The following is a 19,649-nucleotide window of genomic DNA, read 5'->3' as shown; positions in this document are numbered from 1 at the left end:
CACCCGATCAAGGACGAGATCGCGTCGGCGCCGCACGGCGACTGACGTCCCCGGCAGCCCCATGGCCGAGCGAGGCAAGGGGGGTTTCAGGGTCGGCGTTCGCCTGCGCCAGGACATCGCAGAAGTCGGACATCCAGGCCTCGATCGTGGCCGGCTCGAACAGGTCGGTGGAGTATTCGAAGGTGAGCGTGGTCTGCTCCGGGCCGGGCTGCACGACGACGTACAGCTCGTTTCGGGCACTGGCCTGCACCGAGACGTCCCTGACCGTGGCCGACAGCCTGTGCAGCTCCAGGGCGGGTGGCTGCGCGGTGACCACGGTGAACAGCACCGTGGGGAACAGCTCGCGGGTGAATCGGTCGTCCAGGAGTCCGACCACCTCGCTGAGCGGCAGGTCCTGGTGATCAAGCGCCGTGAACAGCGCGGTCCCCAACTGGTCCACCAGCTCGGCAAAGGTGCCCGCACCGCCGACCCGGGCCCGCAGCAGCACGGCGTCCCCGATGAACCCGACGGCTCCCTCCCGGCCTTCCTGCGCGCGGTTGGCACTGGATGCGGCGAGGACCACGTCATCGGCTGCCTCACACAGGCGGGCCGTCCAGGCCGCGAAGGCCGCCGCCCAGATCACGTACGGCGTGGTGCCCAGGCGTTCCGCCACCGCGGCCACCCGTGCGCCGGTGTCGCTGTCGACGGTCCGGGTGAGCAGCGCGCCACGTCCCGACAACGTGGCCGGGCGGGGGTGGTCGTAGGGCAGGCTCAACGTCAGTGGGGCGCCACGCAGTTCACGGCGCCAGTGCTCCTCCAGTTGCCGGCGACGGAGCGGGGCGAGTGCGTGCTCGGCGCGCGCCACGTCGGTGAACTGGACCGACGGCGGCCGCAGCGCCGCGTCGCCGCCCCGGCGTGCGGCGTTGTACAGCTCCTGCAGCTCGTGCCACAGCACGTTGATCGACCAGCCGTCGCATATCGCGTGGTGCAGGACCGTGAGCAGGATCCAGCGGTCCGCGGCGACTTGGGCCAGGCGGAAGCGGAACAGCGGGGCGCGGTGCATCGCGAAGGGCCGCGCCGCCTCGTCGCGGCACCAGCGCGCGAGGCCTTCGGGGTCGTCGGCGTACGCGCTCAGATCGGTGACCGGTACCTCCACGGGCACCTCGCCGAGGACCTCGACGAGGTGGGCCCCGTCCCGCTCGACGAAGCGGCTGCGCAGCGCGTCGTGCCGGGCGACCAGGGCGGTCAGGGCCTGCGCCAGGTGGTGCGGATCCAGTTCCCCGTGCAGGTCGACGCGGTGGGGCACGTTGTAGACGGCCGGGTCGTCCCGTTCGTGGTGGCGCCGCCAGAGTCGGCGCAGGCTCGACGTCATCGGGACGGTCTCGACGACCTCGCCCGTGTCTCCCCGCGCTCCGTCGGCCCGTGCGGCGAGGGCTGTGATCGTCGGCGTACGGAAGAAGTCCGCCATCGACAGTCGTACGTCCAGCTCGTCGGCCATACGGTGCAGGAGGCGGATCGCGCTGAGCGAGTGGCCGCCCAGCTGGAAGAAGGAGCGGTCGACCGGCAGGGACCGGGTGCCCAGCTCGGCGCACCACAACTCGTGCAGGGACTTCTCCAGCACGGTGGTGGGCTCCGCGCCGGTGGCTTGCGAGGCGTCGTCCCCGCGGGGCTCCGGGAGGCGGCCGCGGTCGAGCTTGCCCGAGGTGTTGACCGGCAGCCGCTCCAGCGCCACCCAGCGGCCGGGCACCAGCGGGTCGGGAAGCTCGGCGGCGAGTGCGGCCCGCAGCCGGGTCAGGTCCGTCCCGGTGCTGTGCGGGACGACGTACGCGACGAGTTCCGTGTCGCCGTGCGCGTCGCGGCGCGGTACCACGGCCGCGTCCCGGACCTCGGGCAGCGCGCTCAACGCCCCCTGCGCTTCCGCGGGTTCGACCCGGTGACCGCGGATCTTGACCTGATCATCGATCCGGCCCCGGTATTCCAGGGTGCCGTCCGCGCGCCAGCGCGCCAGGTCGCCGGTGCGGTAGTGCGTCGCGCCGGTGGAGTCGGCGGCGAAGCGGGCCGTCGTTTCCTCGGGGCGGCCGTGGTAGCCGTGCGCGACCGGCGGGCCGCCCACGTGGATCTCGCCGACGGCGCCGACCGGCACCTCGGTCCCGTCCGGGTCGAGGAGCCGGATCCGGGCGCCGGGCACCGGGGTTCCGATGGGCGGCCACTGCTCCCCGTCGGGTGCGACGCGGTGCGAGGTGACGACGATCGAGGTCTCGGTGGGGCCGTACTGGTTGTGCAGCGTGCACTGCGGGTGGTCGGCGAGGAAGCGCCGCAGCGCCGGGCTGAGCTGCAGCGCCTCGCCGCAGTGCAACACCTCGCGCAGATCGGGTAGTTCGGGCCCGGTCTCCATCAGGTAGCGCAGCGGGGTGCACGGCATGTACAGGCGCTGCACCGCGTGGCGGCGCACTGTCCGGGTGAGCGCCGCCGGGTCGTGCCGCAGCTCGTCGTCGATCAGGACCAGGGCGGCCCCGGCCGCGAGGGTCGTGAAGATCTCCTGGACGCTGATGTCGAAGGCGGGCGAGGTCCACTGCAGGGTGCGCAGCGGCATGTGCCGCGCCAGCTGTCCGCGCACCAGGGCGGCCGGTCCGCGGTGCGGGACGACGACGCCCTTGGGGCTGCCGGTGGAGCCCGAGGTGTAGATGCAGTACGCGGGGTCCTCGGGCCGCACCTCGATGTCCGGTGGCGTGTCCGGGAGGGCCGTCAGCGCGTCAGTGTCCTCGGCCAGCAGGACGGCCGGGGTCGCCAGCTCGGGGTGCTGTTCGAGGGTGGCGGCGCCGGTGAGCAGCAGGACGGGCCCGCCGTCGTCGAGGAGTCCTTGCAGACGGGGCGTCGGGGTGGACGGGTCGAGGGGCAGATAGGCGGCGCCGCTCTTGAGTGCGGCGAGCAGCGTGGTGATCAGTTCGGGGCCGCGCGGCAGCAGAATCGCCACGCGCTCGCCGCGCCCCGCGCCCAGCTGCCGGAGCCGGTGGGCGAGGCGATTGGAGCGTGTCTCCAACTCTGCGTAGGAATACGTCAGTTCGTCACCGATGAGCGCGGGGGCGGCCGGTGTGCGCCGGGCCTGTTCCTCGAACAGGCCGTGCAGGGTCTCCGGCCCGGCGGGCGGCTGCTCGCCGGCGCCGCCCCACCGTGCGAGCACGGAGCGGTCGGCCGGTGTGGGGGCGGTCAGCTCGGCGATCGGGGCGCCGGGGGCATCGAGGACCCGGCGCAGCAGGTGCTCGACGTACTCCACGATGCGGCGCACCGTGGCCGCGTCGAAGAGCGCCGTGTCGTACTCGACCATGAACCGCAGTCCGGCGCGGTGGTGCGTCAGATAGATGCTGAGGTCGAAGGGGGCCCGCTCGCTCGGCGCGTCCAGGAGTGTGGCGGTGAGCCGGGGTGGGTCGAAGTCGACCTCGCCCTCGTGTTCGTACTCCACCATGACCTGGAACAGCGGGTTGCGGCCGGGGTCGCGGTGCGGGGCCAGCGCGCCGACCAGCTCGTCGAAGGGCAGGTCCCGGTGTTCGTACGCCGCGGTGCTGGTGTCTCGGACGCGGTGCAGCAGAGCCGCGAAGTCCGGGGCGTCGCTGAGATCCAGGCGCAGCGGGACGGTGTCGAGGAAGAGTCCGATCGCGTGCTCGGCGCCCTCGGGCCTGGCCGCGACCGCGGTGCCGAGCGCGAAGTGGCTCTGCCCGGCGAAGCGGCCGAGTACCGCACCGATCGCGGCGGTCAGCGCCATGAACACGGTGGACCGCCGGGACGCGGCGAACTGCCGTATGCGCTCGACGAGTTCGCCGTCCAGTGCGTGCGTCAGGCTCGCACCCGCGCCCGACCGCACCGGTGGGCGCGGGCGGTCGGTGGGCAGCTCCAGGTCCGGCACGCCGGTCAGCTCGCGCCGCCAGAAGTCGAGGCTCTCGGCGGCGGCCACCGGGTCGGAGGTTTCCTCGGCCATGTCGTCGCGCAGCGCGGGGAGCTGGGGGTCGCCGTCGGGCCAGGCTCGGTAGTACGCGGCGAGGTCGCGGGCGAGCACCTGGGTGGAGGACGAGTCGAAGGCGATGTGGTGGGCCAGCAGGAACAGCAGGTGGCGCTCGGGGGCGAGGCGCAGCAGCCGGAACGAGACGAGGGGGCCCTCGCCCAGGTCGAAGACGCGTCGGCCCTCGGCGGCCAGGACGGCCCGCAGGGCCTCCTCCTCGGCGGCTCCGGTGTGGTCGTCGACCGGACAGTCGAGCGTCAGTCGCGGCAGCACCTGCCGGTAGGGGACGCCGTCGGCGTCGCGGAAGACGGTCCGCAGCGACGCATGGCGGTCGGCCACCTGCTGCAGGGCCCAGTGCAGCGCCTCGGTGTTCAGCGTGCCGTCCAGACGAATAGCTTTGGGCTCGTGGTACATGCTGGTGCCGGGGTGCAGCTGTTCCAGGAACCAGATGCGGCGCTGGGCCGGGGTGAGCGGTCGGCGCTCACTCGCGGCGGATTTCAACTGTGGGCCTGTGGTGGGCTGTTGGCGGGTGCGCAGGCCGTCGATGAGCGGCAGGGCGGCGAGCACCTTGTCGGCCGGCACGCCGAAGTCCACGAAGCACGCGATCTCGTCGGCGCCCGCCGCCGTCAGCCGGGCCGCCGTCTCGGCGGCCGTCGACTCGTCGCCGATCAGTGCACGCGATTCGCAGTAGCGCTCGTAGGCGCGGCCGAGCAGGAACTCGACATCGTCCTCAGGGGTGTTCGCGAGGTCCACGTCGAAGCCGAGGCTGTTGGTGACCTGGTTGAACAGGGACAGCGAGGACCGCAGATATGACACGAAGGGCCGGTAGGCCTCCGCCCGCGCCCGGACCGCGTCCTGCTCCAGATAGGTGTGTACGAGGACGACGACGCGGCCGGCGGCCGGGTCGAGGCCGTGCTCGGCACGGGTGCGGCGGTACAGGGCGATGTTCTCCGCCAGTTGCTCCACCGTCTGCGCCATCAGGTTGGTGACGACGCCCAGGTCGTGGGCGGCGGCCCGGCGGTAGCTGTCAGGGTTGCCCACCACGGCGGCGTACAGGGGTGGTTGGTCCTGCAGTGGCTTCGGGTGCAGCTGTATGTCAACGGGCTCGCCGTCCCCGCCGGTCAGCGTGAGGGGCTCGCCCGCCCACAGTCGGCGTACGGTCTCCAGCTGCTCGTACATCGCCTCGCGGTGCCGTCCGAAGGCGTCCGGGGCGAGTGCGAAGTCGGTGGCGTGCCAGCCGCTGGCGAAGCACAGGCCTGCCCGGCCGCCGGAGATGTTGTCGACCACCGACCACTCCTCGGCGACCCGGACGGGGTGGTGCAACGGCAGGACCACGGACCCGGCGTGCAGCCGGACGCGCCGGGTGCGGGCGGCCAGGGCGGCGGCGAGGACGGAGGGGTTGGGGAAGAGCGCGCCGAACGAGTTGAAGTGCCGCTCGGGGAACCAGAGCGCGTGAAACCCGTGCCGGTCGGCGACGGCGGGAGTGACAGGCGCGGTGCGTACGACAGGCGCGGTGCGTACGACTGGCGCGGCGGGAACGAGCGGTGCGGCGGGTACGAGCGGTGCGGCGGGCGCCTCGGGCGCGGCGGGCGGCGGTGTCTCTGCGGGGGCGAGGGCATCCAGCTGCCGGTTGATGACGCCGGTGACCTGGTCGACCAGGTGCCGGGTGAGTTTCAACTGCTCGGCGAAGAGGTCGCGTACGTCCGGTGCGATGTCCGTGGAGGGGGGCGGTGAGGGCGTGGGCTGAGCCGTTGTGGACTGTGGAGGTACTGGCTGAGCTGTCGTGGCCGGACGGGGTGTGGGCCGCGGCGTCGGTTCCGGTGCCGCCTCCGGAGCGGGCCGCACCGGCTCCCCCGTCGGCTCGGTGTGCAGCTGGGCGAGGCGGTCCGCGAGCTTGCGCGGCGTGTCCGCCGCGTCGAAGAAGTCCCGGACGGGGACGCGCACCCCGTAGCGCCGCTCCAGCTCCGTGGCCATGCCCATGAGGGAGAGCGAGTCCGCGCCCAGCTCGAAGAACGAGCGGTCCGGCGTGATCACCGCGACCTCCACGCCCAGCTTCTGTGCGGTCAACTCCCGTACACCGAGCAGGGGTTCAGTGTCGGTGGACAGGAGGGGAGTCTGCCTCGGTATCTCCATCGGCGTCTCCTTCGGATGCGCGTTCGCGGGCTGCGCGACGGCCGTCGGGGGCACGGGGGTCTCGGCGGGCGGAGCCATCGCGCGACGCCGCAGCGGATACCCCGGCAGCGAGATCCGACCGCCGCCGTCCGCGAGCGCCGCCCAGTCCAGGTCCGCCCCCGCGCGGTACAGCTCACCGAGCGAGTGCAGCAGGCCGCGCTGCTGCCCGGCCGGCTCGTCGCCCGCGCCCTGGCCGCTCAGCCAGCGGCTCTCCGGCAGACAGTGCCGGCCCAGACCGGTGAGCGTCTCCCCGGCGCCGAGCTCGACGAAGCCGCCCCGATCCCGTTGTGCCGCCGAGGCCACGGCCAGGTCGAAGCGGACCGGCCGGCGCGCCTGCGCGCACAGGTACTGCGCGTCGACCAGCCATCCCACGGGGCGCACCGCGCCGTCGAGACCACTGACGAAGGGCACGCGCAAGGGTGCGTACGTCACGTCGTCGGCGGCTTCCCGGAAGGCGGCCAGCGCGGCGTCGAGCTCTGCCGAGTGGAAGGCCCGGTCCACCGGGAGCGCGCGCCACTGGATGCCGTCCCGGTCGAGGAGACGTACCGCCTCGGCGAGTGCCGTGGGCGTGCCGGAAAGCACCTGCGAGCGCGGCCCGTTGACCGCCGCCACCTCGGCGCCCGAGGTGGCGGCGGTGCGGTGGGCGGTCGCCAGGTCGGTGCGTACCGCGAGCATCCCGCCGGGCTTGCCGTCCCGGTGCATGAGGCGGCCGCGACGGGCGGTGAGGCGCAGTCCGTCGTCGACGGTGAGTGCTCCGGCCGCGTGCAGCGCCGCGTACTCGCCGACGCTGTGGCCGAGGAGCACGGCAGGGTGCACCCCGCAGGCCCGCCAGACCGCGAGCAGCGCCGCCTGGTGCGCGAACAGGGCGGGTTGGGCCACTTCCGTGGGCCAGACCTGGTCGGCGTCGCCGTTCTCGCCGAGCAGCAGTGGCAGCAGGGTGCCGCCGAACTCGTCGGCGTAGACCCGCTCACAGCGGTCAAGGACCGCACGGGCCTCGGCGAACCCGGCATGGATCCCGCGGGCCATGCCGCCGCGCGCGCTGCCCTGGCCGGGAAAGGCGAACGCCGGCCGACCGAACGGCTGGGGCGGGGCAGGCAGTTGTTCCAGGGCGCGCGCGAGCTCAGCCGCGTCGCCGCCCACGACCACGCTGCGCACGGCGTGGTGCGGGCGGCCGCACCCCAGCGTGGCCGCCACGTCGGCGGGGGACGTGTCCGGCGCGGACCGCAGACGGGTGCGCAAGAGCCCGGTCAACTCCCCCAGCGCCTCGGTGTCGCGCGCCGAGACGGGGACGAGGGCGGGCCTGCCGAGGCTCGTCCCGGGGCGGCGGAGCGGGGCTTCTTCCAGGATGACGTGGGCGTTGGTGCCGCCCACCCCGAGCGCGCTGACCCCGGCGCGCCGCGGCGTCCCCGCCGGTACGGTCCACGGCTGCGTCTTGCCGACGAGCCGCAAGGGCCCGCCGTCCAGCTGGAGGTGGGGATTGGGGCGGGTGAGGTGCAGGGTCGGCACCAGGGTGCGGTGGCGCAGCATCAGCACGGTCTTGATCAGGCCCGCCATGCCCGCGCAGCTGTCGAGGTGCCCGATGGCGGGCTTCACCGAGCCCACCGCGCAGAACGCGGAGCGTCCCGTCCCCTCTCCCAGCGCCCGCCCCAGCGCCTCGAACTCCACCGGATCCCCCAGCGGCGTCCCCGTGCCGTGCGCCTCCACATAGCTGAGGGTGTCGGCCGGTACCGCGGCCCGGCGCAGCGCCGCACGGACGACCTCGACCTGCCCGGCCATGCCGGGGGCGCTGAAGCCGGCCTTCTGGGCGCCGTCGTTGTTGACCGCCGAGCCGAGGATCACCGCGTGCACCGTGTCCCCGTCGGCGAGCGCCCGGTCCAGGCGCTTGAGCAGCACGGCCGCCACTCCGTTGCCGCCCACGGTGCCGTCGGCGTCCGCGTCGAAGGCCCGGCAGCGGCCGGTGGGCGACAGGATGGAGCCCGGATGGCTGCGGTAGCCGGTCTCTTGCGGCAGGTGCACGGCCGCCGCGCCGGCGAGCGCGATGTCCGCGTCGCCGGTCAGCAGGGCCTGCGCCGCCAGGTGCACGGCGACCAGCGACGTGGAGCAGGCCGTCTGCACGCCGATGGCGGGCCCGGTGAGGCCCAGGCGGTAGGCGACCCGGGTGGCCACGAAGTCGGGCTGCTGTCCGAGCGTGCTCTGCATCGCGGTCGCAGGGTCCTCGTCGGCGTACACGTCCGCGGAAGGGGCGGCGGTCGCGGACGGCCCCGTCTGCTGGTGGTCGTAAAGGTGCATGCCCGTACCGGCGAACACGCCGACCCTGATGTCCCGTTGGGGGCCCGCGTAGCCGCCGTCCTCCAGCGCCCGATGGCAGCACTCCAGGAAGAGGCGGTGTGCCGGGTGGGTGAGCCGGGCCTCCTTGGGGTTGAGGCCGAAGTAGTCGGCGTCGAAGTCCAGTGCGCCGTCGAGCACTCCGGCGACCGGCACCCGGTCGGCGGCCGTGGCCTGCTCGGCGGTGAGACCCGCGGCCCGCAGTTGGCCGTCGTCGAAGACGGTGAGGCAGTTGACGCCGTCCCGGAGGTTGCGCCAGAACTCCTCGGGCGAGTCGGCACCGGGGAAGCGCAGCGCCATGCCGATGACGGCGATCCGCTGATCCGTGCCCGCCGGGGCGGTCTCGGACTGACGCGCGAGCCGGGTCGGGCTCGCCGTGTCCGAGGCCAGGTGCGCCGCGCCCGTGGCGGGGTGGGCAGCGTCCGTGGCGACGTGGGCCGCATCCGTAGTGACGTTGGCTCCTTCCGCGGTGAGGTGCTCGGTGAGCTCCGCCGCCGTGGGGTGCTCGAACACCGCGATCGGGGCGATCGCCCGGCCCAGGCGCTCTTCGAGCCGTCCACGCAGCCGCACCAACTGCAGCGAGGTCATCCCGAGTTCATAGAAGGGCATGTCTCGCGCGGCGGGACGGCCCAGCACCTCGGCCAGCTCCTCGCGCACCGCTCGCCCGACGTCGTCGCCCGCTGCCGCGGGACTCTCGGAGTCACCGGCGGTCCCGGGGTCCGTGCGCAGGCGCCCTTCGACGAACCGGTCGCGCAGCTCGGTGCGCCGTACCTTCCCCGCAGGCGTACGCGGGAACTCAGCCCGCTCGACAGCCTGGACGTGCGCGGCGGTCAGGCCCAGGCGCGTGAACAGCTCCGCCTTGACCTCCCGTGCGATGCGGGCGTCGTCCTCCGCGCCGCGGCCGACGAAGAACACGGCAAGCTGCTCGGTGCCGCGCTCCGCGTCGGGTATGCCGCAGGCGGCCACCTCGCCGGCGCACACCCCCACCACGGCCTCGGCGGCGGTCTCGACCTCGTGGGCGTACACGTTGTGCCCGTTGAGGATGATCACGTCCTTGCGGCGCCCGGTGATCACTACCTGGTCCTCGGCGAGGAACGCCAAGTCCCCGGTGTCCAGCCACTCCTGGCCCTGCGGATAGGCAGCGGCGTCGGCGTCCGGGTTGTCGAAGTATCCCGGTGTCAGACGCGCGGGCGCCCGCACCTGCAACTGCCCGATCCTGCCGCCCGCCAGCGGCCGGCCCCCGCTGTCGACGATCCGCAGAGCCGTGCCATGGGCGGGCGAACCGGCCGCGACGAAGGTCACGCACTGGTCGTCGGGGGTGTCCACGGCCGCGCTCCGGAGCTCCCCGTCGAGGCTGGACTTGACCAGTCGGTGCACGGTGCCCGGCCGGTCGAGGCGGCCGTAGGTGATCGCGGTGACGGTCTCGGCCATGCCCCAGACGGGGAAGAGGTGGCGCTCGCGGACGCCGAAGCCGCCGGTCGCGTCGAGGAAGGCCCGCAGGACGGGCAACGTGATCTGCTCGCCGCCGCACAGCAGCGAGGTCAGTGCGCTCAAGTCCCAGGTCCGGTACGGCTGTTCGGCAAGCGCGTCGGCCACCAGCCGGTACGCGAACGTGGGCGCCCAACTGTGCTGGGCGCGGTGCTCGTGGAGCAGGTCGAGCCAGCGCAGCGGGTCGGTCAGCACCGCTTGGGTGGGCACGTGCACGTTGGTGCAGCCCGTGAAGACCGGGAGTACGTGGTAGAGCAGGAACGCCCCGCTGTGGTCCACCGGCAGCCAGTTGACGAAGGCGTCGCCCGCCCGCACCGGCAGGATCCGGCGCGTACTGGCGGCGAAGTCGGCGAGTCCGGCATGCGTGAGCCGCACGGCCTTGGGTGCGCCCGTGCTGCCGGAGGAGAGCATCAGCAGCGCGGTGTCGGACGGCTTCGGCAGGTACTCGTCGTACGACGGCGAATGTCGCAGGCAGTCGGCGGCGAGGCCCGCCCGCTCGTCCAGACCGGCGCGCGCGAGGTCGGCCAGGCCCGGGGCGTCGGTGAGGACGAGGGGATCCTTCAGCAAGGCGCGGGTGTGCGCCAGGCGTTGCGCGGCCACCGAGCCCACGGCGGGCGGGTCGGTGACGGCCACGGGCACGGCTCCGGCCAGTACGCATCCCCAGAAGGCCGGGAAGAACTCGTCGAGCGGCAGCCCGCACAGCACCACCGGGTCCCCGGGCCGCACCCCGTGTGCGCGCAGCCCGGTCAGGAACCGCCGTGCCAGGTCGAGGAGTTGGGGGTACGCATGCGTGGTGGCCCGGCCTTCGGGGCCCACCGCCACCACTCCCGCGCCGCCCGTGGCGGCCGCCGCCCGGAGCAGGGCCTGGAGCGCGTCGCGAGGGTCGTCCCCGGTGAGCTGCGACTCAGGCCCTCGGCAAAGGGCCTGCCCCCGTACGCGTGCCATGTGTCTCCCCTTCATCAGCTGACAGTGGTGCCGTGGAACCAGGACTGCGCGTGGTGCGCTCGGCCCCGCCGTGGCGGCGGGCGAGGGTGACCAGGAAGAGCGCCAACGCCCCGCACAGGGCGGCGCCGTGGAACGTGGCGACAACCGCGAGCACGGGGAAGCCCTCCAGCGCGGCGGCCGCGGCGATCATACCGAGGGTGAAACCGGCGGTCTCGGCGGAAGCCGACAGGCCGAACAGCCGGTTGCGCTCCCGCTCGGGCGCCGCCTGCAACCGCGAGACGTACACGATCTCGGTGCAGCCGTCGGCGATGCCCGCGGCGAGGGCGGCCGCGATCAGTGCGGGAACCGGCAGTCCGGTGAAGGCGCACACGAAGAAGACCGCCATGGCGCCGGTGCCGATCGCGAACGCGCGCTCGCCGTACGCCTTTTCACGCCACAGCCGCTTGAGCAGCTGGTGGGAGAGGAAGGTGCCGATCGCCCAGGCCGCCCAGAACTGGGTCATGAACAGTGCCGGATCGTCCGGGGACTCGAGGGAGGCCACGATCGGCAGGGCCACGTTGTGGGAGGAGGAAGCGAACGCGTCGGTGCCGCGCAGCAGGATCGTCCCGAGCAACAGCGCGGGGATTCCCCCCATCCCGAGCCGAACACCGAGGCTGCCCCGCTGCCGCGCCGGGCTCGTCTGCGGCCCGGGCTCGTCGCCGGTGCCGTCCTCGGCCACGGTCTCGTCGCCCGTGCCGTCCTCGGTATCGGTGCGCGGCCGCAGCACCAGCACCGCCGCGGCCGACACCACGAAGGTCGCTCCGTTGACCGCGAAGGCGAGTGCGTACCCGCCGAGGGCGATGATGGCCGCGGCCGAGCCGTAGCCGAGGACGGTGGCGACCGAACGCGCCGTCACCAGCAGCCCGTTGGCCCGCGTCCGCGCGTCATGGCCGACGATCACGGGCACGGCGCTGCGCAGCGCCACCGTGAAGAAGGTGTTCCCCGCGCCGAGGACGACGACCGCGCCCAGGAGGAGGCCGAGCGCGGGATCACGGGAGCCGACCGCGAGCAGCACCATCGCCAGGGCCTGCGCCACGTCGGCGCCGATCATCACGGTACGGCGGCCGAGGGCCGTGGTGAGCGCACCCGCGACCAGGCCGGCGAGCATGCCGGAGAACAGCCGGAGCGCCATCACCACACCGATGCCCAGGGCGCTGCCCACGGCCTCGTACGTGAACAGGCTCAGGGCGATCAGGTTGAGGAAGTTTCCGTACGCCGACAGGGCATAGCTCGCCACCAGGGCCCGGAACCGCCAGCTGATCGAGGGTCGCTGAGCTAGTTCCACTGAACTCCCCAACTTGGAAACGGCGCGGGCGGGATGGCGGTGAACACTACTACGGGCTGCGCACATCTCCCCTGCCACATTGCTGGCGTCTGCACCTAGGGTTACTGCACCTAGGGTTCCGCTCCCGTGCGCCACGGCGCGCAGCCGGGGAGGTCCGTGACCGAGCGGTGCCGGCGCCGGACGTGCTTGTGCGAGGAGTCGGCCCGGCTGTCGCCGACGCGGTCGCACGCGGCGGGTGTCCCGTCGAGCAGGACGTGATCAGGATCGGCCGCTCGCAGGACCCGCAGCAGTCCGGGCGCCCGGCGGTACTGGTTGCAGCAGCCGTCTCGACTCGCCCGGTGGAACCCCCTCGATCTGCCCGGGGCGGGACACACCCCTGTGCTTACCGATGTTCCGGGAGGTACTTTGGAAGATGAGTCCCCCGAGGGGAGGCCGATGCGATGCCGTGGTTCGTATGGCTATTCGCCGCCGGGGTGCTTGGCGCTGCGGAGTTTCTTACGCTGACGCTGGTCTTCGGGTTGCTGGCCGGCGCTGCTCTGATTGTCGCCGTGGTCGCCGGCCTGGGCGTCGGCCTTCTCGGTCAGCTTGTGGCGCTCGTCCTGGCAGCGTCAGCGGGGCTCCTTGTCGTCCGCCCCATCGCGCTCCGGCACATGGCGCAGGCGCCGCTGACACACGAGGGCAGTGACGCGCTGATCGGCAAGCGGGCCGAGGTCATGCAGGAGGTCACTGCGACCCACGGATTGATCAAACTTTCCGGCGAGGAATGGTCCGCCCGTGCCCTCGACGAGAGCCATGTGATCCCGGTGGGAGCACTGGTGGATGTCATGGAGATCGAAGGCGCTACCGCCATCGTCTACCCCCGCGAACTCCTTCCGTGAACGGTGAACGGCTGAAGACATAGCAGCTGAAGACATAGCAACGGAGGAAGCATGGATCCGGTCGTCATTCTGATTCTTGTGGCTGCGATTGCTGTCGTCTTCCTGATGGCCGCCACGGTGCGGATTGTGCCGCAGGCGCGCCGTTACAACATCGAGCGGTTCGGCCGGTACCGCCGGACCCTGCAGCCGGGCCTGAACTTCGTCCTGCCGGTGGCGGACCGTGTCAACACCAAGCTCGACGTGCGCGAGCAGGTGTATTCGTCCGACCCCAGGCCGGTCATCACCGAGGACAACCTGGTGGTGAACATCGACACGGTGCTCTACTACCAGATCACCGATCCCCGGGCGGCGGCCTACGAGGTCGCTGACTATCTGCAGGCCATCGATCAGCTCACCGTGACCACGCTGCGGAACGTGATCGGCAGCATGGACCTGGAGCAGACGCTGACCTCACGCGAGGAGATCAACTCCCGCCTCCGCACCGTCCTCGACGAGGCCACTGGCAAGTGGGGCATTCGGGTCAACCGCGTCGAGATCAAAGCCATCGATCCGCCGAACACCATCAAGGAGGCCATGGAGAAGCAGATGCGCGCCGAGCGGGACAAACGCGCGGCCATCCTGCATGCCGAAGGAGATCGGCAGGCCAAGATCCTCACTGCGGAGGGAACGAAGCAGAAGGACATCCTGGAGGCCCAGGGCACACAGCAAGCCATGATCTTGCGGGCGGACGGTGAGGCGAAGGCAGTGGAGCTCGTCTTCCAGGCCGTCCACCGCAACAACGCCGACCCGAAGATCCTTGCCTACAAGTACCTCGAGACGCTCCCGCACCTGGCCAAGAGCGACAACAACACCTTCTGGGTGATCCCTGGAGAGCTGACGGAAGCCATTCGCACCGTCACCGGCGCATTCGGCGATCAGTCAACGCCGGCTGGCCCCACACCCGCACAACCTGAGCAAGCAGCGACTTCGGAGACTGACGACGCACACGGCGATGTCGCAGCTCCGGAGCTCGAAACAGGCTCCACGCTTTCACTCGACGCCGCTGCGGCCGCTGACGAGGCCACGAAACAGGCCGCCGCAGCGGTAAGCAACGCCAAAGCCGAAGCCGAGGCTGCGAAAGCACCGCAGGGCCCGTGACCAGCCTTAGGAATTGTTGTTTCACGATTCCAATCGGCTCAACGGGGCTTCGGCGCAGCCTCAGTGGTGACAGCGCAGCCCGCGGGGGCCTGCCGCGCTTCACGTTGTCCTCCTGCTCGTGTCGCCGCTCGGGTTTGCCCGGGAGTGAGCCGCACCGCTGTCGCGCATGTCCTCCTCCTGCCCCGGCCGCATCGGCGTCGAAGGGCAGGGGGTCGCGTGCCGCTGGACGCGGGAGCATCCCTTCCAGTTGGACCGACGACTGAAGGAGTCCGAAAGTGAGCACTCCGCATCAGCCTGACCCGGACGCTCCGCAGCCGGCGGAGCCGGGGGAACTTCTGCCAATGGAGCCTGGCGAGCCCACTCTCCCCGACGCGCCGCCCCCGCCTCCGACCGAATAGGGGGACTGACGGGGTACGGGGCTGTGCCGGTTGCCACGATTAAGAACACGAGCTCAGTGGTGGAGTCGGCCGGTCGAGCTCAGGCGGGCGAGCAGGTTCGCGATTCCGGGCTGTTGCCGCATGCTCGCGGAAACGGCTCGGGTTCTGTCGCGGAAGCACTCCCGCTGGAGCAGCTGCGCCAACGAGTGCGTGAGGCGGTCGGCGGTGAGACGACGCGCCGGGATGGCGGCGGGGGTCAGGCCCAGGGCTGTCAGGCGCGCGCCCCAGTAGGGCTGATCCAGGCCCATCGGGACAGGGAGGGTGGGGACGGCGGCGTTCAGGGAAGCGTGGACCGTGCCGGGGCCGGCGTGGTGCACAGCTGCCCTCATTCTCGGAAAGAGCCAGTCGTGGGGGCATTCGCCGATGGTGAGGACGTCGTCCGTATGCCCGGAGAGTTCCGCCCACCCCGCCTGGACGACGGCGCGGACGCGCAGCTTCTGGGCGGCGGCCGTGATAGTCCGGCCGAGGGCTTCGCGATCGACGCGGTGCATGCTGCCGAAACCGAAGTAGACAGGGGCCGGGCCGTTGTCGAGGAAGTCCCGCAGCCGGCTGTCGGGTTTCCAGCCGGGCGGGCGGGCCGGGGGCCAGTAGCCGGTGGTGTGGTGTCCGGGAGGCAGGGGGTAGCGCAGGGGCAGCAGGGCATCGCTGATGCCGTACCAAGCGGGGTGGTGCCGCAGCGTACGGGAGAGGGCCTCGACCCGGCCCTCGGACAGGGCGAGTTCGCGGCGGAGCTCGCGCACGGCGGGTGCGTACATGGGGTTGAGCAGCAGCTTCACGGTGGTGTCGGCGAGCGTGTGCCCTCTCCAGGGCGCGGCGACCATCAGTCCCGGCAGCATCATGGCGTGCGTGACGGTGTACACGCCGCGGCATGCCACGCGCAGCCCTTCCCCGATGACGGAGCACAGCGGGTGCATCAGGGGATGCGCGAGCAGGATGTCGGTCCCCTCGGCGGCTGTCTCCAGGAGGACCTGCGCGGAGGTGGAGGCGATGTCCTGCCCGTTGCGCAGGCGTTCACGCCAGGGTTTCGCGCGGCCTGTCAACTCTTGCTGGTGGTCCAGGGGGATGTCACGTACCCGCAGGCCGCGGGCGCTGAAGCGGGGGGCATAGCGGGTGGAGGTGACGACGGTGACGTCGTGGCCGGCGTTCCGCAGCCCGACGGCGAGTCCGGTGTAGGGGGCTACGTCGCCCATCGTGCCCCAGGTGGTGAGCAGCACGCGCAGGGCGGGGCCGTCCAGTGGTGTCGGGTCCACGGTGAGTGCTCCGAACGGTCATGAAGGCGGGTCAAGGAGGTGTGGTGGTGGTGTCCCTGGTGGTGAGGGGCTGCTGGTGGAGGAAGCGGCCGATGAGGTCGGCGAAGTCGGCGTCGCGTTCCATGTGCAGCAGGTGGTCGGCGTGCTTCATCACCGCGAGGGTGGCGTCGCCGATGGTCCGGGCGACGGCGCGGTTGTCGTCGATCGTGGTGATCGTGTCGTGTTCACCTACGCCGACGAGGGCGCGCACATGCTCGATTCCCCCTTCGGGGAGGGGTTGGTCGAGGAGGAGGTGTCCGCGGTCCGTGACGTACCGGACGAGGGGGTCCTGGTCGGAGTCGGCGAGCTGCCTGAGCAGTACGCGGGCGGCGGCCCGGATCATCAGGCAACCGCTGCCCGCTTGGGGGTTGGTCAGGACGTCGACGAGTTGCTCGGCGGATTCCCTTTGTCCGGCGGCTGCCCCGTGCGGGTCACCTGCGGCTTCCCGGAGCGGGACCGGGGACGCGGTGGGCGCCTGCCGACGGATGCCTTCGTGGATGAGTGCGGTCAGGCGCGGCCCCGGGCGGGGAGAGGCGCCGAAGAGCAGCAGAGCGGTGAGACGTTCGGGGTGCTGCTGCGCGAGCCGGTAGGCGACGGGGTAGCCGGAAGAGACACCGAGAGTGGCGAAGTGCCCGATCCCGAGATGGTCCGTGGCACGGAGCGCGGCGTCGGTGAGGTCGTCCCATGTCAGGTCGGAACGGCACCGGGCCGGGGGCAGCTCCGGGATGAGGAGGGGGTGCCGGTGACCGAGGTGGCGTTCAAGGCGCGACCAGGAGTGGCGGTTCTGCAGGCCGCCGCCGAGAACGAGCACAGGGACCGAGGCCGGCGCGGTGCGGGGAAGGGTCACACGGCAGCTGTAACTTCCGCCCCGCCAGGGGATGAGGTGGTCGGTCGCGGTGGTGGCAGCAGCCCACGGGGCCGTCATGGCGGCGCCAGCGTACGGCGCTCTCGCGGTGACGGCGGCGCAGGGTGCGGAGGTCATGCGGTGGTCACCTGGTAGTGCTCGAGGAAGGCGGCCAGTTCGGTGAGGGTGGAGGTGCTGGACAGGCCGGTGATGTCGGATTCGGGGATGACCAGGCCGTGGTCCTCCTCCAGGACCATGGCGAGGACTGCGACAGCCATGGAGTCCACCCCGGCCTCCGCGAGGGTCGCCTCGGGGGTGACGGGTCCCGCCGGCAGGGCCGCCGCGTTGGTGAGGGTGTCCATGACGATGGTGAGCATGTCGGCCATGCGCAGGGCTCCTTCCAGGAGCGGTGTCAGGTATGGGGGGTGATGTCCGAGGGCCAGGTGGCAGTGGCGGCGGCCCAGGTCAGGCCACTGCCGAACGAGACGAGGACGGCGCGCTGGGCGGGTTTGAGCGTGCCGTCGGCCGCGGCGTGTGCGAGCAGCAGGGGGATTGAGGCGGCCGCGGTGTTGCCGACGGTTGCGATGTTGGACGGCATCCGCTCGGTGGGGAAGCCCAAAGAGGCAGCGACGGCGTGGGTGATGGCGGCATTCGCCTGGTGGGCGAGGAGTACGTCCACTTCGTCCAGCGCCCATCCGGTGGCGGCCGTGACGTCGCGTACCGCGTCGCTCATGCGGCGCACGGCGTTGCGCAGCACGTCGCTGCCGCGCATGTGCAGGAACATCTCGTCGGCCGCGTCGACGGGGGTTCGCTGGCGGGCACCGCCGGCGGGGATGGCGATGATGTCGGCGAGAGAGCCGTCGCTTCCCCACACAGCCGCACCGAACGTGGGTGTCTCGTGCGGCCGGGCCGCCCGCAGGACGGCGGCCCCGGCACCGTCGCCGAAGAGCGGTGCGGTGCTGGGGTCGTTCGGATTGACCATCGCCGACGCGCACTCCGCGCCGATGACCAGGACGCTGCTGGTGCGGGCGGTGCTGATCAGGCCGCGCGCGAGTTCGCAGGCGTACAGGAATCCCGAGCAGCCGGCGTTGACGTCGAAGGCCGGGATGCCGGTCAGGCCGAGGAGGCTGGCGACTTCGGGGGCCGCCGCCGGGCAGAGCCGGTCGGGAGTCGTGGTGGCCAGGACGAGTGCGTCGACCTCCTCTGCCGCGGCGGAGCTCAGCGCGCGACGGCCCGCCTCGTGCGCGAGGTGGACGGTCGCGGTGCCCGGGGTGACCCGGTGGCGCCGGCTGATACCCAGGCGGCGGCGCACGAAGTCAGCTGTCTGGGGCGCCATGATGTGGGTGTTGTCCACCACGGTCGGCGGCAGCCAACTCCCGAGCCCGCACAGAATCGTCTCTGTCACGCATGCTCCTTGATGTCACTGGGACCGGGCGGCTGCCTCCGACTTGGGTCCGGTCAGCGGACGGCGGCGGCCGATGGGTCGGGCGCCGTCGGACCTGTGGCGCTTCCGCCGAGCGCGTAGGGCAACTCGGTCAGTGGTCGTTCGGTGAAGTGGCGCATCACCAGGTCGCTGGCTTCCGCACGGCGCTCCAGGAAGACCCAGTGGTCCGCCTCGGCGATCGCGGCGAACCGGCAGTCCTCGATGCCGGAGGCGAAGTCCCGCTGTTCGGTCAGGGTGCTGATGGTGTCGTGCTCTCCGCAGAAGACGAGAGTGGGAACGCCGTCCAGGCCTCCGACCGGGTCGAGGTTCTCCAGCACGGACCGCTCCATGGTGACGAATCCGTGAGGGTTGTCGGTCAGCGCGCGCAGCGTCATGCGCCGCACCAGACGGCGCACGATGTCCCGGTTGTGGACGGGGGCCCGGCCAGGCGGGCACAGGAACATCTCCATCAGGATGTCCACCAGTCCTTCGGCGTCGCCCGCCTTCATGCGTGCCGCCCCACGCGTCCACAGCTCGATCAGCCTGTCGCTGATGCGTACCGGTACGCCACCCAAGGCCAGCCGGGCGATGCGTTCGGGGCGGTTCTGAGCGCACCGGTAGGCGACCGCTGAGCCGAAGGAGTAGCCGAGGAAGTTGACGCGCGCGACATCGAGGTCGTCGAGGATGACTTCGACGGCACGGCACATCGTCTCCATCTTCTGCCGGGGACGCAGGGGGGTCGCCTCCCCGGAGCCCGGCAGATCCACGGAGACCAGGTCGGCGTAGGGAAGAACGTGCTGCTGCATGAGGGACCAGCCGTGCATGCCCTGCAGCACTCCTCCGATGGCCAGAACGGGCTCCGTCGAGGGACTGCGGGCGCGGATCAACTGGTAGGAGAAGGACAGCCCGTCGTACTGCAGCGTGCGCCTGGTGATGTCACTCATGGGTTCCCGGCTTGCTCGATGGACGGCGACAGCGGGTTTGTGATCAGCCGTGGGTCCGCATGGCGGACGCGCCGCCGACGCGCGCCCGGGCCAGCTCGGCGCGCAGGAGATCGGCGGTCTGGCCGAGTGTGAGCCTTCCGGACGCCTGGGAGTCGTCCAACTCCACGCCGTAGTGGTCGGAGAGGGTGACGAAGAGTTCCACCTGGGCGATGGAGTCCAGGTCGAGGCTGGCGAAGGTGGCCTCGGCGGTGAGCTTCTCCGGCGGCACCGCGAAGGTCTGCGCCAGGTAGGCGGTGATGAAGTCCAGTGGTTCCGGGCTGTGTGCGTCCATGCTCGTGGCTCCCTTTCACAGAACAAGACGTAGATGTCGAGACGGCAGGCAGTCGTGGGACCACGGGCCGGCATCTTCGATGTGAGCGGTCGGATCTCTTTCTTCGATGTGAGCGGTCGGGTTCGCTGTCTTGATACGA

At 71.7% G+C, this 19,649-nt stretch carries 10 protein-coding genes and 1 pseudogene; 2 read left to right on the top strand and 9 right to left on the bottom strand.

The features are described from left to right. Nucleotides 1-7: 7 nt before the first annotated feature. The 3 genes and pseudogenes from OO63_RS27245 to OO63_RS43900 all read right to left on the bottom strand — a co-directional run. The gene (locus tag OO63_RS27245) at nt 8-10,903 is read right to left on the bottom strand and encodes a hybrid non-ribosomal peptide synthetase/type I polyketide synthase (protein WP_033264506.1); all 10,896 of its coding nucleotides are present in this window, start codon (nt 10,901-10,903) and stop codon (nt 8-10) included. Next, entirely contained in the window at nt 10,863-12,227 is a 1,365-nt protein-coding gene (locus OO63_RS27240) for an MFS transporter (protein ID WP_234311022.1), read from the bottom strand. Before OO63_RS27240 ends, OO63_RS27245 begins: the two co-directional genes overlap by 41 nt. Before the next feature lie 175 nt (nt 12,228-12,402). Continuing rightward, nucleotides 12,403-12,529 (bottom strand): annotated as a pseudogene (locus OO63_RS43900) (IS5/IS1182 family transposase); the annotation flags it as partial. Between the two features lie 138 nt (nt 12,530-12,667). Here OO63_RS43900 and OO63_RS27235 point away from each other — a divergent pair. After that, entirely contained in the window at nt 12,668-13,105 is a 438-nt protein-coding gene (locus OO63_RS27235; RefSeq protein WP_030356677.1) for an NfeD family protein, read from the top strand. Between the two features lie 51 nt (nt 13,106-13,156). Continuing rightward, complete coding sequence (locus OO63_RS27230) at nt 13,157-14,242, top strand: SPFH domain-containing protein (protein WP_030356676.1); 1,086 nt, start codon at nt 13,157-13,159, stop codon at nt 14,240-14,242. Between the two features lie 451 nt (nt 14,243-14,693). On the opposite strand, the gene OO63_RS27225 is transcribed toward OO63_RS27230, so the two are convergent. The 6 genes from OO63_RS27225 to OO63_RS27200 all read right to left on the bottom strand — a co-directional run bounded on the left by OO63_RS27225 (nt 14,694) and on the right by OO63_RS27200 (nt 19,510). Continuing rightward, nucleotides 14,694-15,929 carry a glycosyltransferase gene (locus tag OO63_RS27225; protein WP_051811236.1) on the bottom strand — a complete coding sequence of 412 codons (1,236 nt, stop codon included), beginning with the start codon at nt 15,927-15,929 and terminating at the stop codon, nt 14,694-14,696. A 31-nt stretch (nt 15,930-15,960) separates the two neighbouring features. After that, entirely contained in the window at nt 15,961-16,815 is an 855-nt protein-coding gene (locus tag OO63_RS45595) for an alpha/beta fold hydrolase (protein ID WP_030356674.1), read from the bottom strand. Between the two features lie 131 nt (nt 16,816-16,946). After that, nucleotides 16,947-17,198, bottom strand: a complete 252-nt coding sequence (locus tag OO63_RS27215; RefSeq protein WP_030356673.1) for an acyl carrier protein — start codon at nt 17,196-17,198, stop codon at nt 16,947-16,949. A gap of 26 nt (nt 17,199-17,224) precedes the next feature. After that, entirely contained in the window at nt 17,225-18,217 is a 993-nt protein-coding gene (locus OO63_RS27210) for a 3-oxoacyl-ACP synthase III family protein (RefSeq protein WP_030356672.1), read from the bottom strand. Nucleotides 18,218-18,270: 53 nt separating this feature from the next. Next, on the bottom strand, nt 18,271-19,179 hold the full coding sequence (locus tag OO63_RS27205; protein WP_030356671.1) for an alpha/beta fold hydrolase: 909 nt from the start codon (nt 19,177-19,179) through the stop codon (nt 18,271-18,273). Nucleotides 19,180-19,222: 43 nt separating this feature from the next. Next, the gene (locus OO63_RS27200; protein WP_030356670.1) at nt 19,223-19,510 is read right to left on the bottom strand and encodes an acyl carrier protein; all 288 of its coding nucleotides are present in this window, start codon (nt 19,508-19,510) and stop codon (nt 19,223-19,225) included. Nucleotides 19,511-19,649: the final 139 nt, after the last annotated feature.

This window comes from Streptomyces alboflavus (assembly GCF_000716675.1).
GTDB lineage: Bacteria > Actinomycetota > Actinomycetes > Streptomycetales > Streptomycetaceae > Streptomyces > Streptomyces alboflavus.
Note: the sequence above shows the minus strand (reverse complement) of the source record. Positions and strands in the feature narration are given on the sequence as shown.